The sequence below is a fragment of the Mycobacterium bohemicum DSM 44277 genome, from assembly GCF_001053185.1.
Lineage (GTDB): Bacteria > Actinomycetota > Actinomycetes > Mycobacteriales > Mycobacteriaceae > Mycobacterium > Mycobacterium bohemicum.
The window spans coordinates 2111114-2127495 of the sequence record NZ_CSTD01000001.1; the positions used below are offsets into that span (position 1 = coordinate 2111114).

12 protein-coding genes and 2 pseudogenes are annotated in these 16382 nt (G+C 69.7%); 12 read left to right on the forward strand and 2 right to left on the reverse strand.

Going from position 1 to position 16382, the window contains the following annotated elements; genetic code table 11:
• Positions 1–86: 86 nt before the first annotated feature.
• The 11 genes and pseudogenes from BN971_RS09585 to proB all read left to right on the forward strand — a co-directional run bounded on the left by BN971_RS09585 (position 87) and on the right by proB (position 12819).
• The gene (locus BN971_RS09585) at positions 87–668 is read left to right on the forward strand and encodes a DUF937 domain-containing protein (protein WP_085183005.1); all 582 of its coding nucleotides are present in this window, start codon (positions 87–89) and stop codon (positions 666–668) included.
• 158 nt (positions 669–826) lie between these two features.
• On the forward strand, positions 827–1447 hold the full coding sequence (locus BN971_RS09590; RefSeq protein ID WP_085183004.1) for a LysM peptidoglycan-binding domain-containing protein: 621 nt from the start codon (positions 827–829) through the stop codon (positions 1445–1447).
• Between the two features lie 121 nt (positions 1448–1568).
• Positions 1569–4223 (forward strand): valine--tRNA ligase, encoded by a 2655-nt coding sequence (locus tag BN971_RS09595; RefSeq protein WP_085183003.1) that lies wholly within the window; start codon positions 1569–1571, stop codon positions 4221–4223.
• Positions 4220–5646, forward strand: a pseudogene (gene folC / locus BN971_RS09600) (bifunctional tetrahydrofolate synthase/dihydrofolate synthase). The gene BN971_RS09595 and the pseudogene folC overlap by 4 nt, the downstream one beginning before the upstream one ends.
• A 50-nt stretch (positions 5647–5696) precedes the next feature.
• Positions 5697–6008: a DUF4233 domain-containing protein gene (locus BN971_RS09605; protein WP_085183258.1), complete on the forward strand. Its 312-nt coding sequence runs from the start codon at positions 5697–5699 to the stop codon at positions 6006–6008.
• Positions 6009–6113: 105 nt separating this feature from the next.
• Positions 6114–6524 carry a nucleoside-diphosphate kinase gene (ndk, locus tag BN971_RS09610; protein ID WP_085183001.1) on the forward strand — a complete coding sequence of 137 codons (411 nt, stop codon included), beginning with the start codon at positions 6114–6116 and terminating at the stop codon, positions 6522–6524.
• Positions 6525–7119: 595 nt separating this feature from the next.
• A complete protein-coding gene (rne, locus tag BN971_RS09615) occupies positions 7120–9543 on the forward strand; it encodes a ribonuclease E (protein WP_487348992.1) in 2424 nt (807 codons plus the stop codon).
• 216 nt (positions 9544–9759) lie between these two features.
• Positions 9760–10071, forward strand: coding sequence for a 50S ribosomal protein L21 (gene rplU / locus BN971_RS09620; protein ID WP_085182999.1), 312 nt, complete (start codon positions 9760–9762; stop codon positions 10069–10071).
• Between the two features lie 15 nt (positions 10072–10086).
• Positions 10087–10341 (forward strand): 50S ribosomal protein L27, encoded by a 255-nt coding sequence (gene rpmA / locus BN971_RS09625; protein WP_085182998.1) that lies wholly within the window; start codon positions 10087–10089, stop codon positions 10339–10341.
• A gap of 80 nt (positions 10342–10421) precedes the next feature.
• On the forward strand, positions 10422–11687 hold the full coding sequence (gene obgE / locus BN971_RS09630) for a GTPase ObgE (protein WP_090349948.1): 1266 nt from the start codon (positions 10422–10424) through the stop codon (positions 11685–11687).
• A gap of 48 nt (positions 11688–11735) precedes the next feature.
• Positions 11736–12819, forward strand: a pseudogene (gene proB, locus BN971_RS09635) (glutamate 5-kinase).
• 3 nt (positions 12820–12822) lie between these two features.
• Here the strand turns inward: proB and BN971_RS09640 are convergent.
• Positions 12823–13683, reverse strand: coding sequence for a Sir2 family NAD-dependent protein deacetylase (locus tag BN971_RS09640; RefSeq protein ID WP_085182995.1), 861 nt, complete (start codon positions 13681–13683; stop codon positions 12823–12825).
• 17 nt (positions 13684–13700) lie between these two features.
• Positions 13701–14240, reverse strand: coding sequence for a cysteine hydrolase family protein (locus BN971_RS09645; RefSeq protein ID WP_085182994.1), 540 nt, complete (start codon positions 14238–14240; stop codon positions 13701–13703).
• Between the two features lie 59 nt (positions 14241–14299).
• Between BN971_RS09645 and BN971_RS09650 the strand changes: the two genes are divergently transcribed.
• Positions 14300–16360, forward strand: coding sequence for an NAD(+) synthase (locus tag BN971_RS09650; protein WP_085182993.1), 2061 nt, complete (start codon positions 14300–14302; stop codon positions 16358–16360).
• Positions 16361–16382: the final 22 nt, after the last annotated feature.

Here is a 16382-nt window from a genome sequence, read left to right on the forward strand (position 1 = left end):
TCCCAGAATTCTGTCGGCCGGGGCCTTATTGCACTAGTGTCTAGTTGCTTCGCGCACAACTCGACTTCCTGGGAAGGAACCCTCCGATGGCCGCCCTGGATGAGCTCTACGCACAGATTCCCGCCTCCGAAATCGCCGGCCGGCTCGGCGCCGACGAAGCCGAGGTCGACAATGCCATTCGCACGCTCGTGCCGGTGCTCCTGACCGGCCTGCAGCACAACAGCCAAGACCCCGAGCACGCCGGCCAGATCGAATCCGCCGCGAGCGCGCACGCCGCGCGGGGCCTGCTCGACGCGAGCCCCGGTCAGGCGGCCGAGGGTGACGGGCACCAGGCCGTTGCGACTCTGTTCGGCGGAAACGACACCGATCAGGTGGCCGCGGCGCTGGCCGAAGGGGGTGCGGGCAATGGCGAGCTGCTCAGGAAGTTGCTGCCGATCCTGCTCCCGATCGTGTTGGCATATGTGGGTAAGCAGCTCGAGTCCCGGGGCGGAGCGCCGCGGACGACGACGGCGCAGAAGCCGGGCGGGAGCCTGGGCGAAATTCTGGGCGGAATCCTCGGCGGCGGCTCGACCGACAAGTCACTGGGCGGCATCCTCGGCAGCGTGCTGGGCGGCAAGGGCGGTGGGCTGGGCGACATCCTCGGCGGCCTGCTCAGCGGCAAAAAGTAGTGCCGCTCGCGCCCAGTGTTCATTCGCCGGCCGCTTGATGGGTTGAGTCGTGAAGGGGCACGCTCAGGCTCAACCACGATCATCGGGCCGCACCGCCGCTGCGGGCACCGGCACCCGCCCCGGTCAATCCGGCCGGACCACGTTACGAGAGGAATTCGATGTCAGACACGCTTAACCAAGGCCAGAAGCTCGAGCGGGGAGAGTCGCTCGTCTCCAAGAACGGGGCCTACACCCTGACGCTGCAGGACGACGGCAACCTGGTGCTGGCGTCTGGTGGCCAGGCTATCTGGGCCACCGGCACCGACGGCCAAGGTGTGGTGCGCGCTGAACTGCAGGCCGACGGCAACTTCGTCGTCTACACCGCGGACAAACCGGTGTGGCACAGCAACACCGAGGGCAGGAAGAACCCCAAGCTCGTGCTCCAGGACGATCGCAACCTGGTGCTGTACGCCGACGGCGGCGCGGCCTGGTCGACGAAGACCGAAACCTCTGAGCCCCCGCCATCGCCGGCCGCCGAGGCCGAACCGGAACCCGAGCTGGAGTCGGCTTCGGAGACCAATTCGGAGACCAATCCGGAACCCGACCCCGAACCGGCGGCCGAGGCCGGCGCGGAGCAGGAGCCGGCCGCAAGGACGTACACCGTCGAAGCGGGTGACACGCTGTGGGACATCGCGGAGCGCTTCTACGGCGACGGCGGCAGGTACCAGGCGATCGCCGACGCAAGCGGTGTTTTAAACCCCGACTTGATTCAGCCGGGACAAGTCCTCACCATTCCCTGACCGGGGCCCATCCCCTGGGCACGGCCGTCGGCAAGCTGCCCGGCTGACGACGGCCGGCGGGCCGCCGGCTGCGCGTTCGGGCACTTAACGAGGCGCGGTCTGGGCTCCCTAGAATTGACCGGTGACCGCCAGCCGCTCTGCCGCCGACCTGCCCAAGACCTGGGATCCCGGCGCCATCGAGGACGCGATCTACCAGCGATGGGTGGACGCGGGCTACTTCACGGCCGATCCCACCAGTCCCAAGCCCGCCTACTCGATCGTCCTGCCGCCGCCGAACGTGACCGGCAGCCTGCACATGGGCCACGCGCTCGAACACACCATGATGGACGCCCTGACCCGCCGCAAGCGGATGCAGGGCTACGAGGTGCTGTGGCAGCCGGGGATGGACCACGCGGGCATCGCTACGCAGAGCGTGGTGGAAAAACAGCTCGCGGTCGACGGAAAGACCAAGGAGGACTTCGGCCGGGAGTTGTTCGTCGGCAAGGTCTGGGACTGGAAGCGTGAGTCCGGCGGTGCCATCAGCGGCCAGATGCGCCGGCTCGGCGACGGGGTCGACTGGAGCCGCGACCGGTTCACCATGGACGAGGGCCTGTCGCGTGCGGTGCGCACCATCTTCAAGCGGCTCTACGACGCCGGGCTGATCTATCGCGCCGAGCGGCTGGTCAACTGGTCGCCGATCCTGCAGACGGCGATCTCGGACCTCGAGGTCAACTACGTCGACGTCGAGGGCGAGCTGGTGTCGTTCCGCTACGGCTCGCTGGACGATTCGCAACCCCACATCGTGGTCGCCACCACCCGCGTCGAAACGATGCTGGGCGACACCGCCATCGCGGTGCACCCCGACGACGAGCGCTATCGCCACCTGGTGGGCACCACCTTGCCGCACCCCTTCATCGACCGCCAGATGGTTATCGTCGCCGACGAGCATGTCGATCCCGAATTCGGCACCGGCGCAGTCAAAGTCACGCCGGCGCACGATCCCAACGACTTCGAGATCGGTCTGCGTCACCGGCTGCCGATGATCTCGATCATGGACACCAAGGGCCGGATCGTGGACACCGGAACGCAATTCGACGGCATGGACCGCTTCGAGGCCCGGGTCGCGGTGCGCGAGGCCCTGGCCGCGCAGGGCCGGATCGTCGAGGAGAAGCGCCCCTATCTGCACAGTGTGGGGCACTCCGAGCGCAGCGGCGAGCCGATCGAGCCGCGGCTCTCGCTGCAGTGGTGGGTTCGGGTGGAGTCGCTGGCCAAGGCCGCCGGCGACGCGGTGCGCAACGGCGAGACGGTGATTCACCCGGCCAGCCTGGAACCGCGCTGGTTCGCCTGGGTCGACGACATGCACGACTGGTGCATCTCGCGCCAACTGTGGTGGGGCCACCGCATCCCGATCTGGTACTCACCCGACGGCGAACAGGTGTGTGTCGGGCCGGACGAGACGCCGCCGGAGGGCTGGGAGCAGGATCCCGACGTGCTCGACACCTGGTTCTCCTCGGCGCTGTGGCCGTTTTCCACGCTGGGCTGGCCGTCGCAGACCGTGGAACTGGAAAAGTTCTATCCCACAAGCGTTCTGGTCACCGGCTACGACATCCTGTTCTTCTGGGTCGCGCGGATGATGATGTTCGGCACCTTCGTCGGCGGCGACGACGCCATCACCCTCGGCGGCCGGCGCGGGCCGCAGGTTCCCTTCACCGACGTCTTCCTGCACGGCCTGATCCGTGACGAAAATGGCCGCAAGATGAGCAAGTCCAAGGGCAACGTCATCGACCCCCTGGACTGGGTGGAGACGTTCGGGGCCGACGCGCTGCGGTTCACGCTGGCCCGCGGCGCCAGCCCGGGTGGCGACCTGTCCGTCGGCGAGGACGCCGTCCGCGCGTCGCGCAACTTTGTGACCAAGCTGTTCAACGCGACCCGCTTCGCGCTGCTCAACGGCGCCGCGCCCCAACCACTTCCGCCGGCCGGCGAACTGACCGACGCCGACCGGTGGATCCTGGGACGGCTGGAAGAGGTTCGCGCCGAAGTCGATTCGGCCTTCGACGGCTACGAGTTCGGCCGGGCCTGCGAGGCGCTCTACCACTTCGCCTGGGATGAATTCTGCGACTGGTACGTCGAATTGGCCAAGACGCAGCTCGCCGACGGGATCGACCACACCACCGCCGTGCTGGCCGCGGTGCTCGACGTCCTGCTGCGACTGCTGCACCCCGTCATCCCGTTCGTCAGCGAGTCGCTGTGGCAGGCCCTGACGGACCGGGAGTCGCTGGTGATCGCCGACTGGCCGAGTCCCTCGGGCGTGACGCTGGATCCCGTTGCGGTGCAACGGATCGCCGACATGCAGAAGCTGGTCACCGAGGTCCGTCGCTTCCGCAGCGACCAGGGCCTGGCCGACCGGCAGAAGGTGCCGGCGCGGTTGTCCGGCGTCGAACAGGCCGACCTGGGCGGCCAGGTCAGCGCCGTCACGTCGCTGGCGTGGCTCACCGCGCCGGGTGCCGACTTCCGGTCGTCGGTCTCGTTGGAGGTGCGGCTCGGTCCCACGGCGGACAGCACCGTCGTGGTCGAACTGGACACGTCGGGCACCATCGACGTCGCCGCCGAGCGGCGCCGACTGGAAAAGGATCTGGCGGCGGCCCGCAAGGAACTCGACTCGACGGCGGCCAAGCTGGCCAACGCCGACTTTCTGGCCAAGGCCCCGGAACAGGTCGTCGCCAAGATCCGCGACCGGCAGCGGCTCGCGCAAGAGGAGACCGACCGGATCGCGGCCAGGCTGGCTGCGCTGCAATGACCGCCGAGCCACCCGAGTGGGTCCAGGCGACCAGCACGGCGCCGACGCCCGACGAGATCGCGTCCCTGTTGCAGGTCGAGCACCTGCTGGACCAGCGCTGGCCGGAGACCCGCATCGAGCCGAGCCTGACCCGGATCAGCGCGCTGATGGACCTGCTGGGCTCACCGCAGCTGGGCTACCCGTGCATCCATGTCGCGGGCACCAACGGCAAGACGTCGGTGACGCGTTTGATCGACGCGCTGGTGACCGCGCTGGGCCGGCGCACCGGGCGCACCACCAGCCCCCACCTGCAGTCGGCGGTGGAGCGGATCGCGATCGACGGAAGGCCGATCACCCCCGCGCAGTACGTGGCGACCTACCGCGAGATCGAGCCGTTCGTGCAGATGATCGACGAGCAATCCCAAGCCGCCGGCGGCCCCCGCATGAGCAAGTTCGAGGTCCTCACCGCCATGGCTTTCGCGGCGTTCGCCGACGCCCCCGTGGACGTCGGGATCGTCGAGGTGGGCATGGGCGGGCGCTGGGATGCCACCAACGTGGTCAGCGCGCCGGTCGCCGTCATCACCCCGATCGCCCTCGACCACATGGACTACCTCGGTGACGACATCGCCGGCATCGCGGGGGAGAAGGCCGGCATCATCAAGAAATCGCCCGACGGCGCACCCGACACCGTCGCGGTCATCGGGCGCCAGCTGCCCGAGGCGATGGAGGTGCTGCTGGCCCAGACGGTGCGTGCCGACGCCGCGGTCGCCCGCGAGGATTCGGAATTCGCGGTCCTGGGGCGTCAAGTCGCGATCGGCGGCCAGGTGCTGACCCTGCAGGGGCTCGGCGGGGTGTATTCGGACGTCTTCCTGCCCCTGCACGGGGAGCATCAGGCGCACAACGCGGCCGTGGCGCTCGCTGCCGTCGAGGCCTTCTTCGGTGCCGGGGCGCAGCGCCAGCTCGACGTCGACGCCGTCTACCGATATTCGGTCGAGGCGCGGCCGGACCGCCGACCGTGTTCATCGACGCCGCGCACAATCCGGCCGGCGCGGCGGCGCTCGCGCAGGCCCTGGCGGCCGAATTCGATTTCCGCTTCCTGGTCGGCGTGCTCAGCGTGCTCGCCGACAAGGACGCCGACGGCATCCTTGCCGCGCTGGAGCCGGCTTTCGACCACGTCATCGTGACGCACAATGGTTCTCCCCGGGCGCTGGACGTCGACGCCTTGGCGCTGGCCGCCCGGGAGCGGTTCGGGCCGGACCGGGTGTCCACCGCCGAGAACCTGCGCGACGCGATCGATGCCGCGACCGAACTGATCGACGCCGAGACGGCGGGGGCCGCGCTCGACGGCGAATCCGAAGCCTTCTCGGGCACCGGAATCGTGATCACCGGCTCGGTCGTCACCGCCGGCGCGGCGCGAACGCTGTTCGGACGTGATCCGGCGTGACCGAACCCGAAACCGGCCGGCCCGACCCGTGGAAGAGCTTCGGCGCGGTGATGGCCGCGACGCTGATTCTCGAGGCGATCGTGGTGCTGCTGGCGATACCGGTTGTCGGCGCGGTCGGCGGGGGTCTCACGTCGGCGTCGCTGGCCTACCTGATCGGCCTGGCCGTTCTGCTCGTGCTGCTGGTCGGGGTGCAGCGGCGGCCGTGGGCGATCTGGGTGAACCTGGGCGTCCAGGTCCTGGTGCTGGCCGGCTTCGCGGTGTACCCGGGCGTCGGGTTCATCGGGGTGCTGTTCAGCACGCTGTGGGCCCTGCTCTTTTACTTCCGGTCCGAGGTCCGGCGCCGTCAGCAGGGCGGTCCTTAGCTCGGCTCCGCCGCGCTCGCGACCGCACCCCGATGGTGGCGACCCGCCTCGCCCGGCTCCGCCGCGCTCGCGATCGCCACGGGGCCTTTCTGTACGCTGTGCGCCGTGACCGAACGGACCCTGGTACTGATCAAGCCGGACGGCGTGCAGCGGCGCCTGGTCGGGGAGATCATCGGCCGCATCGAGCGAAAGGGCCTCGCGATCGCGGCGCTCGAGCTACGCCACGTCAGCGAGGAACTGGCCGGCCGGCACTACGCCGAGCACGAGGGGAAGCCCTTCTTCGGTTCGCTGCTGGAGTTCATCACGTCGGGGCCGGTGGTGGCCGCGATCGTGGAGGGACCGCGGGCGGTCGCGGCGTTTCGGCAGCTCGCGGGCGGCACCGACCCGGTCGAGAAGGCCACACCCGGCACGATCCGCGGCGATTTCGGGCTGCAGACGCAGTTCAACCTGGTGCACGGCTCCGACTCGGCCGAGTCGGCGGCGCGCGAGATTGCGCTCTGGTTCCCGGGCAGCTAGCGGCCGCGGCGCCCGGTTTCGGCGGCAACCCGCCAAGGTGCGGGTGAGCACGAGAAGTGATATGGGATACTTGCACCGGGTGAACGTCGCCGGACCGGCGTCAGACACCCGAATGAAGACTTAGACAAGCGCGACCATCGCCGTAACCGTGATGTTGCGCGGCATGTCAGGCCGACATTCAGCACGGCGCCGAGCGAGTTGTACCCGAGTTGCTCGGGGCGAGACCATCACATGCCCGGGGGAACCGACCCGGGCCCATATCGAAGCCCTCGCGTGGCCGCGTCGACAAGACGCGCCCGGGGGCTAAAGGAGAATACGTGGTAGACGGTGCACCACCTACAGAACCATCGCAACAGTCGGCTCAGCACGGCGACCTGCCGGACCGCCTGAGAGTCCACCAGCTGGCGCGGGCGCTGGGCAGCACCAACGCCGAGGTGCTCGAGGCGCTGGTCTCGATCGACGGGCAGACGCGCAGCGTGCATTCGGGCGTGAACCGCGACGAGGCGCTGCGGGTTCGCGACATGATCTTCGCCAAGCCGTTGGAGAACGTCCCGGGCTTCAGCCACGCCGCGGTTCCGGTCGTCAGGGCGGCCGCATCCCGGCCGTCGTCGGCGACGGGCACCGAGCCGGCGCAGTACACCCCGCTGTTCGTCGCGCCGCAGCCGATGGCCGACGGCCGCGAGGAGTACAGCGAGGAGGACGGCGCCGACTCCGACGAGTCCGACACCGACGAGGACGAAGACCAGGGCGACCGGCCGGCCAACCGCCGGCGCCGCCGGGGCCGCCGGCCGGCGACGACGACGAGCGGGCCGAGGACGAGGACGACGACCAGGACTCCGACGACGGCGACGAGGACGGCGGTTCGTCGGAAGCCGCCACCCGCCGCCGACGCAGGCGCCGGCGCCGCAAATCCGGATCGGGCGACGACAACGAAGACGGTCCCGCCCCCGACGATCCGCCGAATACCGTTGTGCACGAACGCCCGTCGCGTTCGGGCAAGGGTGGCGGCGACGACGGTAACGGCGCGGCGAGCAACGAGATCAAGGGCATCGACGGCTCGACCCGGCTGGAGGCCAAGCGCCAACGGCGCCGGGACGGGCGCGACGCCGGGCGGCGCCGCCCGCCGGTGCTCACCGAGGCCGAGTTCCTGGCGCGCCGTGAGGCCGTCGAACGGATCATGGTGGTGCGCGACCGGGTCCGCACCGAACCGCCGCACACCGGTTCGCGGTATACCCAGATCGCGGTGCTCGAGGACGGCATCGTGGTCGAGCACTTCGTCACCTCGGCCGCGTCGGCGTCCCTGGTGGGCAACATCTACCTGGGCATTGTGCAAAACGTGCTGCCGTCGATGGAGGCGGCGTTCGTCGACATCGGCCGTGGCCGCAACGGTGTCCTCTACGCCGGCGAAGTCAATTGGGACGCAGCGGGATTGGGCGGTTCGGATCGTAAGATCGAGCAGGCGCTCAAGCCCGGCGACTACGTCGTGGTCCAGGTCAGCAAGGACCCGGTCGGTCACAAGGGCGCGCGGCTCACCACGCAGGTGTCGCTGGCGGGTCGCTACCTGGTGTATGTCCCCGGGGCGTCGTCGACCGGGATCAGCCGCAAGCTGCCCGACACCGAACGCCAGCGGCTCAAGGAGATCCTGCGCGAGGTGGTGCCGTCGGACGCCGGCGTCATCATCCGCACCGCGTCCGAGGGCGTCAAAGAGGACGACATCCGCAACGACGTCACCCGGCTGCAGGAGCGGTGGCAGCAGATCGAGGCGAAGGCGAACGAGACCAAGCAGAAGGCCGCCGGGGCCGCGGTGGCGCTCTACGAAGAGCCCGACGTGTTGGTCAAGGTCATCCGCGACCTGTTCAACGAGGACTTCGCGGGCCTCATCGTCTCCGGAGACGAGGCCTGGACGACGATCAACGAGTACGTCAATTCCGTTGCGCCCGATCTGGTTTCGAAGCTGACCAAGTACGAGACGCCCGACGGCGACGGGCCCGACGTGTTCGCGGTGCACCGCATCGACGAGCAACTGGTCAAGGCGATGGACCGCAAGGTGTGGCTGCCCTCGGGCGGCACCCTGGTCATCGACCGGACCGAGGCCATGACGGTCATCGACGTCAACACCGGCAAGTTCACCGGCTCCGGCGGCAACCTCGAGCAGACTGTCACCAAGAACAACCTCGAGGCGGCCGAGGAGATCGTCCGCCAGCTGCGGCTGCGCGACGTGGGCGGCATCGTGGTCATCGACTTCATCGACATGGTGCTGGAGTCCAACCGCGACCTGGTGCTGCGCCGGCTGACCGAGGCGCTGGCCCGCGACCGCACGCGCCATCAGGTCTCCGAGGTGACCTCGCTGGGCCTGGTGCAGCTGACCCGCAAGCGGCTGGGCACCGGCCTGATCGAGGCGTTCTCGACCTCCTGCCCGAACTGCGGCGGTCGTGGCGTGCTGCTGCACGCCGACCCCGTCGAATCCACCCCGTCGAACGGGCGGAAGTCGGACTCCGCCGGCCGCCGGGGCCGGCGGTCGAAGAAGGGCCGTTCCGAGGAGTCCGCCGACCAGCCCACCGTCGCCAAGGTTCCCGCGCACGCCCCCGGCGAGCACCCGATGTTCAAGGCGATGGCCGCCGGGGCCTCCAAGGACGACGAGAACGGCGAGTCCGGTGAGGAAGCCGTTGGTGAAGTCGACGAGCGCACCGACGAAGGCGCCGTCGAAGACCTGGCGGGCAGCGGCCCGGACGACTTCGAGGGTTCCGACGAGCCGACCGATGACGACTCCGAGGAAGACGAGGACGACGAGGACGACGAGCTCGACGACGACGAGGACCTCGATGACGAGGAAGACCTCGGCGACGACGACGAGGACCTCGAGCTCGACGACGAGGAGCTCGACGACGAGGACTCCGACGACACCGACGCCGATCGCGATACTGACGCCGATTCCGGGGCTGACGGCGGGCCGTTCGGGCGGCACCGTCGGCGGCGCGCGGCCGGCCGGCCGGCCGGTCCACCCATCCACATCGACTGACCGATCGGCCGGGCACCCGGTTTGACCCTCTAGCCGCTGGTCAAGTACCCTTGGACAGTTGTCGCCAGGCCGGGCAAGCAGCAAAACCCCTGGCCGGCGACCAGCGGGACCCCGGCGATCACCGCGCGGCCCGTACCAGACCCACCACGAGCACCGCCGGTGGCTCGCGCGCCACGCGGCGGGCAGGCGGCGAAGCAGAGTAAGGCAGGAGCAACGATGGCGACCTACGCAATCGTCAAGACCGGCGGTAAGCAGTACAAAGTTGCCGTCGGGGACGTCGTCAAGGTCGAGAAGCTCGACTCCGAGCCCGGCGCCAGCGTGTCGCTGCCGGTCGCGCTGGTGGTGGACGGCGCCAACGTCACCTCCGATGCCGGCGCGCTGGCCAAGGTGGCCGTGACCGGCGAGGTGCTCGAGCACACCAAGGGACCCAAGATCCGTATCCACAAGTTCCGGAACAAGACCGGCTACCACAAGCGCCAGGGCCACCGTCAGCAGCTGACGGTGCTCAAGGTGACCGGGATCAAGTAGCAGAGGCGGCAAACAATGGCACACAAGAAGGGCGCGTCCAGCTCGCGCAACGGCCGCGACTCCGCCGCTCAGCGGCTGGGCGTCAAGCGGTTCGGCGGCCAGGTCGTCAAGGCCGGCGAAATCCTGGTGCGGCAGCGCGGTACGAAGTTCCACCCCGGCGTCAACGTCGGCCGCGGCGGCGACGACACACTGTTCGCCAAGGCGTCCGGTGCCGTCGAGTTCGGGGTCAAGGGCGGACGCAAGACCGTCAGCATCACGCCGCAGGTCTAGGTCTCTTCGCGACCGTCACGCTGGGGCGGCTTCGCGACGTTTGCCTCGCCCTGGCGTCACGTTCGAAGGGCTGGTAACCGATGCCTCGGTTCGTCGATCGAGTCGTCATCCACGCGCGGGCCGGTTCCGGCGGCAACGGCTGTGCGTCGGTTCATCGGGAGAAGTTCAAGCCGCTGGGCGGACCCGACGGCGGCAACGGTGGCCGCGGCGGCAGCGTGGTGCTCGTCGTCGATCCGCAGGTGCACACCCTGCTGGACTTCCATTTCCGCCCGCACATCACCGCCGCCTCGGGCAAGCAGGGGATGGGCGGCAACCGGGACGGGGCCGCCGGGGCCGACCTCGAGGTGAAGGTCCCCGACGGCACCGTCGTCCTGGACGAGAACGGCCGGTTGCTGGCCGACCTGGTCGGCGCGGGCACGCGCTTCGAGGCGGCCGCCAAGCCCAAGATCGCCGACTATCCGTTCACCACGCTGGCCCCCAACCTGGGCGTCGTATCGGCCGGTGAGCACACCTTCACCGTCGCCGACGTGCCGGGCCTGATCCCCGGGGCGTCGCAGGGCCGCGGCCTGGGGCTGGAGTTCCTGCGGCACATCGAGCGGTGCGCGGTGCTGGTGCACGTGGTCGACTGCGCCACCGCCGAACCGGGCCGCGACCCGATCTCCGACATCGAGGCGCTGGAGGCCGAACTCGCCGCCTACACACCGACGTTGCAGGGGGACGCCACCCTGGGCGATCTGGCCGAGCGGCCGCGGGCGGTGGTGCTCAACAAGATCGATGTGCCGGAGGCCCGCGAGCTCGCCGAATTCGTCCGTGACGAGATCGCCGAGCGGGGCTGGCCGGTGTTTCTGGTGTCGACGGTGTCCCGAGAGGGGTTGCAGCCGTTGATCTTCGGGCTGTGGCGGATGGTCTCGGAGTACAACGCCGCGCGGCCGCCCAGCGTGCCGCGGCGGCCCGTGATCCGTCCGGTACCGGTCGACGACAGCGGCTTTTCCGTCGAGCCCGACGGCGAGGGCGGGTTCCTGGTGGCCGGCGCGCGCCCCGAACGCTGGGTGCGCCAGACCAACTTCGACAACGACGAAGCGGTGGGGTATCTCGCCGACCGGCTGGCCCGGCTCGGCGTCGAAGACGAGCTGCTGCGCCTCGGGGCGGAGCCTGGCTGCGCGGTGACCATCGGCGACATGACGTTCGACTGGGAACCGCAGACCCCGGCGGGACAACACGCCGCGATGTCGGGCCGGGGGACCGACGCCCGGCTGGAGCGCAGCGACCGCATCGGCGCCGCCGAGCGCAAGGCCGCGCGGCGTCAGCGCCGCAGGGCCGCCGACGAACCCGGCGGCGAGTCGTGAGGGCGGCGGCGACGATGCCGAGCGGAGCGATGAGGAGGAGCGGCGCAGTTGACTGAGCACCGCGACGCCATTCGCGCCGCCCGCAGCCTGGTGGTCAAGGTCGGCACGAACGCGCTGACCACGCCGTCGGGATTGTTCGACGCCGGCCGCCTGGCCGGGCTCGCCGATGCGATCGAGGCGCGCATGAAGGCGGGCACCGACGTTGTCATCGTCTCCTCGGGCGCCATCGCCGCCGGCCTGGAGCCGCTCGGATTGACCCGTCGCCCCAAGGATTTGGCGACCAAGCAGGCCGCCGCCAGCGTCGGGCAGGTCGCGCTGGTCAACGCGTGGAGCGCGGCGTTCGCCCGCTACGGCCGCACCGTCGGGCAGGTGTTGCTCACCGCGCACGACATCTCCATGCGCGCCCAGCACACCAACGCCCAGCGCACCCTGGACCGGCTGCGGGCGCTGCACGCCGTGGCGATCGTCAACGAGAACGACACGGTGGCCACCAACGAGATCCGGTTCGGCGACAACGATCGCCTCTCGGCGCTGGTCGCTCACCTGGTCGGCGCGGACGCGCTGGTGCTGCTCTCCGACATCGACGGGCTCTACGACTCCGATCCCCGAAAGACCCCGGGCGCCCGGTTCATCCCGGAGGTGTCCGGCGCGGCCGACCTCGACGGGGTGGTGGCCGGACCGGGCAGTGCCCTGGGCACCGGCGGCATGGCGTCGAAGATGTCGTCGGCGCTGCTGGCCGCCGACGCCGGCGGCCGACGCCGCGACCGCCCTCACCGACGCCTCGTCGGGCACGGTGTTCGCCGCCCGTGCCGACCGGATGTCGGCACGCCGTTTCTGGGTGCGGTACGCCGCGGAATCGGCCGGCACGCTGACCCTGGACGCCGGCGCGGTGCGCGCGGTCACCCACCAGCGCCGCTCGCTGCTTCCCGCCGGCATCACCGCGGTCTCCGGCCGGTTCTACGGCGGCGACGTCGTCGAACTGTGGGGACCGGACGCGGCTATGGTGGCGCGCGGGGTGGTCGCCTACGACGCGGCCGAACTCGCCACGATGATGGGCCGGTCCACCTCCGAATTGCCCGGCGAGCTGCGCCGCCCCGCCGTCCACGCCGACGACCTCGTCGTGGTGAATTAGCGGTCAGCTCAGGGCGATCGGCGCCAGTGCTCCCCCCAGTTCCTCGGACAGCAGCACCAGCAGCTCGGAGCAGCCGCCGTCGACCTTGACGGCGGCCAGGTCGTCACCGCGGGTGCGGCCGCGGTTGATGATGCCGATCGGGACGCCGTTGGCCGCGGCGTGTCGCACGAACCGATACCCGGAGAACACCGTCAGCGACGAGCCGGCGACCAGCAGGGCCTCGGCCTGGTCGACCAGTGAAAAGGCTTGTGCGACAATCTCTTTGGGAACGCTTTCCCCGAAATAGACGATGTCGGGCTTGAGCATGCCCCCGCACCGGTCGCAGTCCAGGTAACGGAAGGCGGTGGTGTCACCGACGACCGCGTCGGCGTCGGGGGCCACCGCCAGCCCGCCGACGGCTTCCGCGCGCTCGGCGAAACCCGGGTTGAGGGCCTCCAGCCGCTCGGCCAGGGCGGCGCGCGTCATGGTGAGGCCGCAGCGCAGGCAGACCACCTGCGCGTAGGTGCCGTGCAGGTTGACGACGTTGCGGCTGCCCGCCTTGGTGTGCAGCAGGTCGACGTTCTGGGTGATGACGCCGGTGACCACCCCGGCGCGGTCGAGTGCCGCCAGCGCGCGGTGACCGGCGTTGGGCAGCGTGTCGTCCATGTGCCGCCACCCGAGGTGGTTGCGGGCCCAGTACCGCTGGCGGAACACCGGGTCGGAGGTGAACTGGCGGATGGTCATCGGATTGCTCGGCGGCGAATCGGGCCCGCGGTAGTCCGGGATGCCGGAGTCGGTCGAGAGGCCCGCGCCGCTCAGCACGGCCACCCGCCGGCCGGCGAGCAGCGCGAGGAGTTCGGGCGCTTCGGGGCGGCGGGCGGTCACCTGCTCGAGGGTACTGATCAGCCCAGGCAGTCCGCGGCGGTCGTGAGCTCGGCCGACATGTTGCGCTCCATCATCTTCAGCGCCGCCTCCCCGAGGTCCGGGTCGATGTGGGCGACCGCGTCCGTCGCGACCACGACCGGGAAGTGGCGCACGTAGGCGTCCAGGGCGCTGTAGAGGATGCACTGCTCGGTCACCTGCCCGGTGATGATCAACCGCTGGGTTTCCAGCCGGTTCAGCAGGTAGGCCAGCGCGGTCGAATAGAACGCGCTGTGGCGCACCTTGGTCAGCACCCGGCTGCCCTCCGGCGGCACGATCGGCTTCACCAGGTCGGGCCGGGCGCCGTCGAGCGCGGAGCGGACGAGGTCGGAGAACTCGGCGCTGAAATCGCCGTAGTTGTCGTTGACGTAGACCAGGTCGACGTCGTCGGACGCCCGCGCCCGCCGGACGAGATCGGCCAGGGGGTCGACGATCCTGCCCACATTGGGTATCAGGTCTTCAGCGTCGGGGTGCTGATACGTGTTCATCATGTCGACCACCAGCACAGCAGTGTCACTCATGCCCGGCGGGATACCCGGCGGCCATCCGTTGACACCCGGCAGGCGACAATAGGGGGGTCATGGCTTCTCGCAAGGACTTCTACAACGCATACGGCCAGGGGTTCGCCCGGGTGGCCGCCTGCACCCACCGCACCGCGATCGGCGACCCGGCGGCCAACGCGGAATCCGTGCTGCGCATGGCGCGCGACTGCCACGAGGACGCCGTCGCCGTGGCCGTCTTCCCGGAGCTGACCCTGTCCGGGTATTCCATCGAGGACATCCTGCTGCAGGACGCGTTGCTGGATGACGTCGAACGCGCGATCGCCGACCTGGTCGCCGCCTCGGCCGACCTGCTGCCGGTGCTGGTCGTGGGCGCCCCGCTGCGCCACCGCCACCGCATCTACAACACCGCCGTGGTGATCCATCGCGGCGCCGTGCTCGGTGTGGCGCCCAAGTCGTACCTGCCCACCTACCGCGAGTTCTACGAGCGCCGCCAGATCGCCCCCGGGGACGCCGAGCGCGGCGTCATCCGCATCGGCGGCCCGTCGGGCATCGACGCCCCCTTCGGCCCGGATCTGCTGTTCGCCTCGGCCGACCTGCCCGGCCTGGTGCTGCACATCGAGATCTGTGAAGACATGTTCGTGCCGATACCCCCGAGCGCCGAGGCGGCGCTGGCGGGCGCGACGGTGCTGGCGAACCTGTCGGGCAGCCCGATCACCATCGGCCGGGCCGAGGACCGCTGCCTGCTGGCGCGCTCGGCGTCGGCGCGCTGCCTGGCCGCCTATGTCTACGCCGCGGCCGGCGCCGGCGAGTCGACCACCGACCTGGCCTGGGACGGCCAGACCATGGTCTTCGAAAACGGCGTGATGCTCGCGCAATCCGAGCGCTTCCCCAAGGGTGAGCGGCGCAGCCTCGCCGACGTCGACCTCGACCTGCTGCGGTCGGAGCGCCTGCGGATGGGGACGTTCGACGACAACCGGCGCCACCACCGGACGTCGGAGTCCTTCCGGCGGATCGACTTCCGGCTCGACCCGCCCGGCGGCGACATCGGTCTGCGCCGCGAGATCGAGCGGTTCCCCTTCGTCCCGGCCAATCGCGAACGGCTGGAACAGGATTGCTACGAGGCCTACAACATCCAGGTCGCCGGGCTCGAGCAGCGGCTGCGTGCACTGGATTTCCCGAAGATCGTCATCGGGATTTCCGGGGGACTGGACTCCACGCACGCCCTGATCGTCGCGGCCCGCGCGATGGACCGCGAGGAGCGGCCGCGCGCCGACATCCTCGCGTTCACCCTGCCGGGCTTTGCGACGGGGGACCGCACCAAGCGCAACGCGATCGAGCTGTGCCGCGCGCTGGGCGTGACGTTCGAGGAGATCGACATCACCGAATCCGCGAAGCTGATGCTCAAGGAGATCGACCACCCGTTCTCGCGGGGGGAGAAGGTCTACGACGTCACCTTCGAAAACGTCCAGGCCGGCCTGCGCACCGACTATCTGTTCCGGCTCGCCAACCAGCGCGGGGGCATCGTGCTGGGCACCGGCGACCTGTCCGAAGTCGGCCTGGGGTGGTCGACCTACGGGGTGGGCGACCAGATGTCGCACTACAACGTCAACGCCGGCGTGCCCAAGACGCTGATCCAGCACCTGATCCGCTGGGTCATCTCCTCGGGCCAATTCGAATCGCAGGTGACCGACGTTCTGCAGTCCGTCCTGGACACCGAGATCACCCCGGAGCTCGTGCCCAGCGGCGAGGAGGAACAGCTGCAAAGCAGCGAGGCGAAGGTCGGACCCTTTGCGCTGCAAGATTTTTCGCTGTTCCACGTGCTGCGCTTCGGGTTCCGGCCTTCGAAGATCGCGTTTTTGGCCTGGCATGCGTGGAGCGACTCCGAGCAGGGCAATTGGCCGCCGGGTTTCCCGGAGGACAAAAGACCGTCCTACTCGCTCAAGGAGATTCGGCACTGGCTTGGGGTCTTCGTGCAGCGGTTCTATTCGTTCAGCCAGTTCAAGCGCTCGGCAATGCCGAATGGCCCCAAGGTGTCGCACGGTGGCGCTCTCTCGCCGCGGGGCGACTGGCGGGCCCCGTCGGACATGTCCGCGCGCATCTGGCTCGACGAGATCGAGCGGGAGATCCCCGAGGAATAGGGCGTCCGGGGTTGCGTCCGAT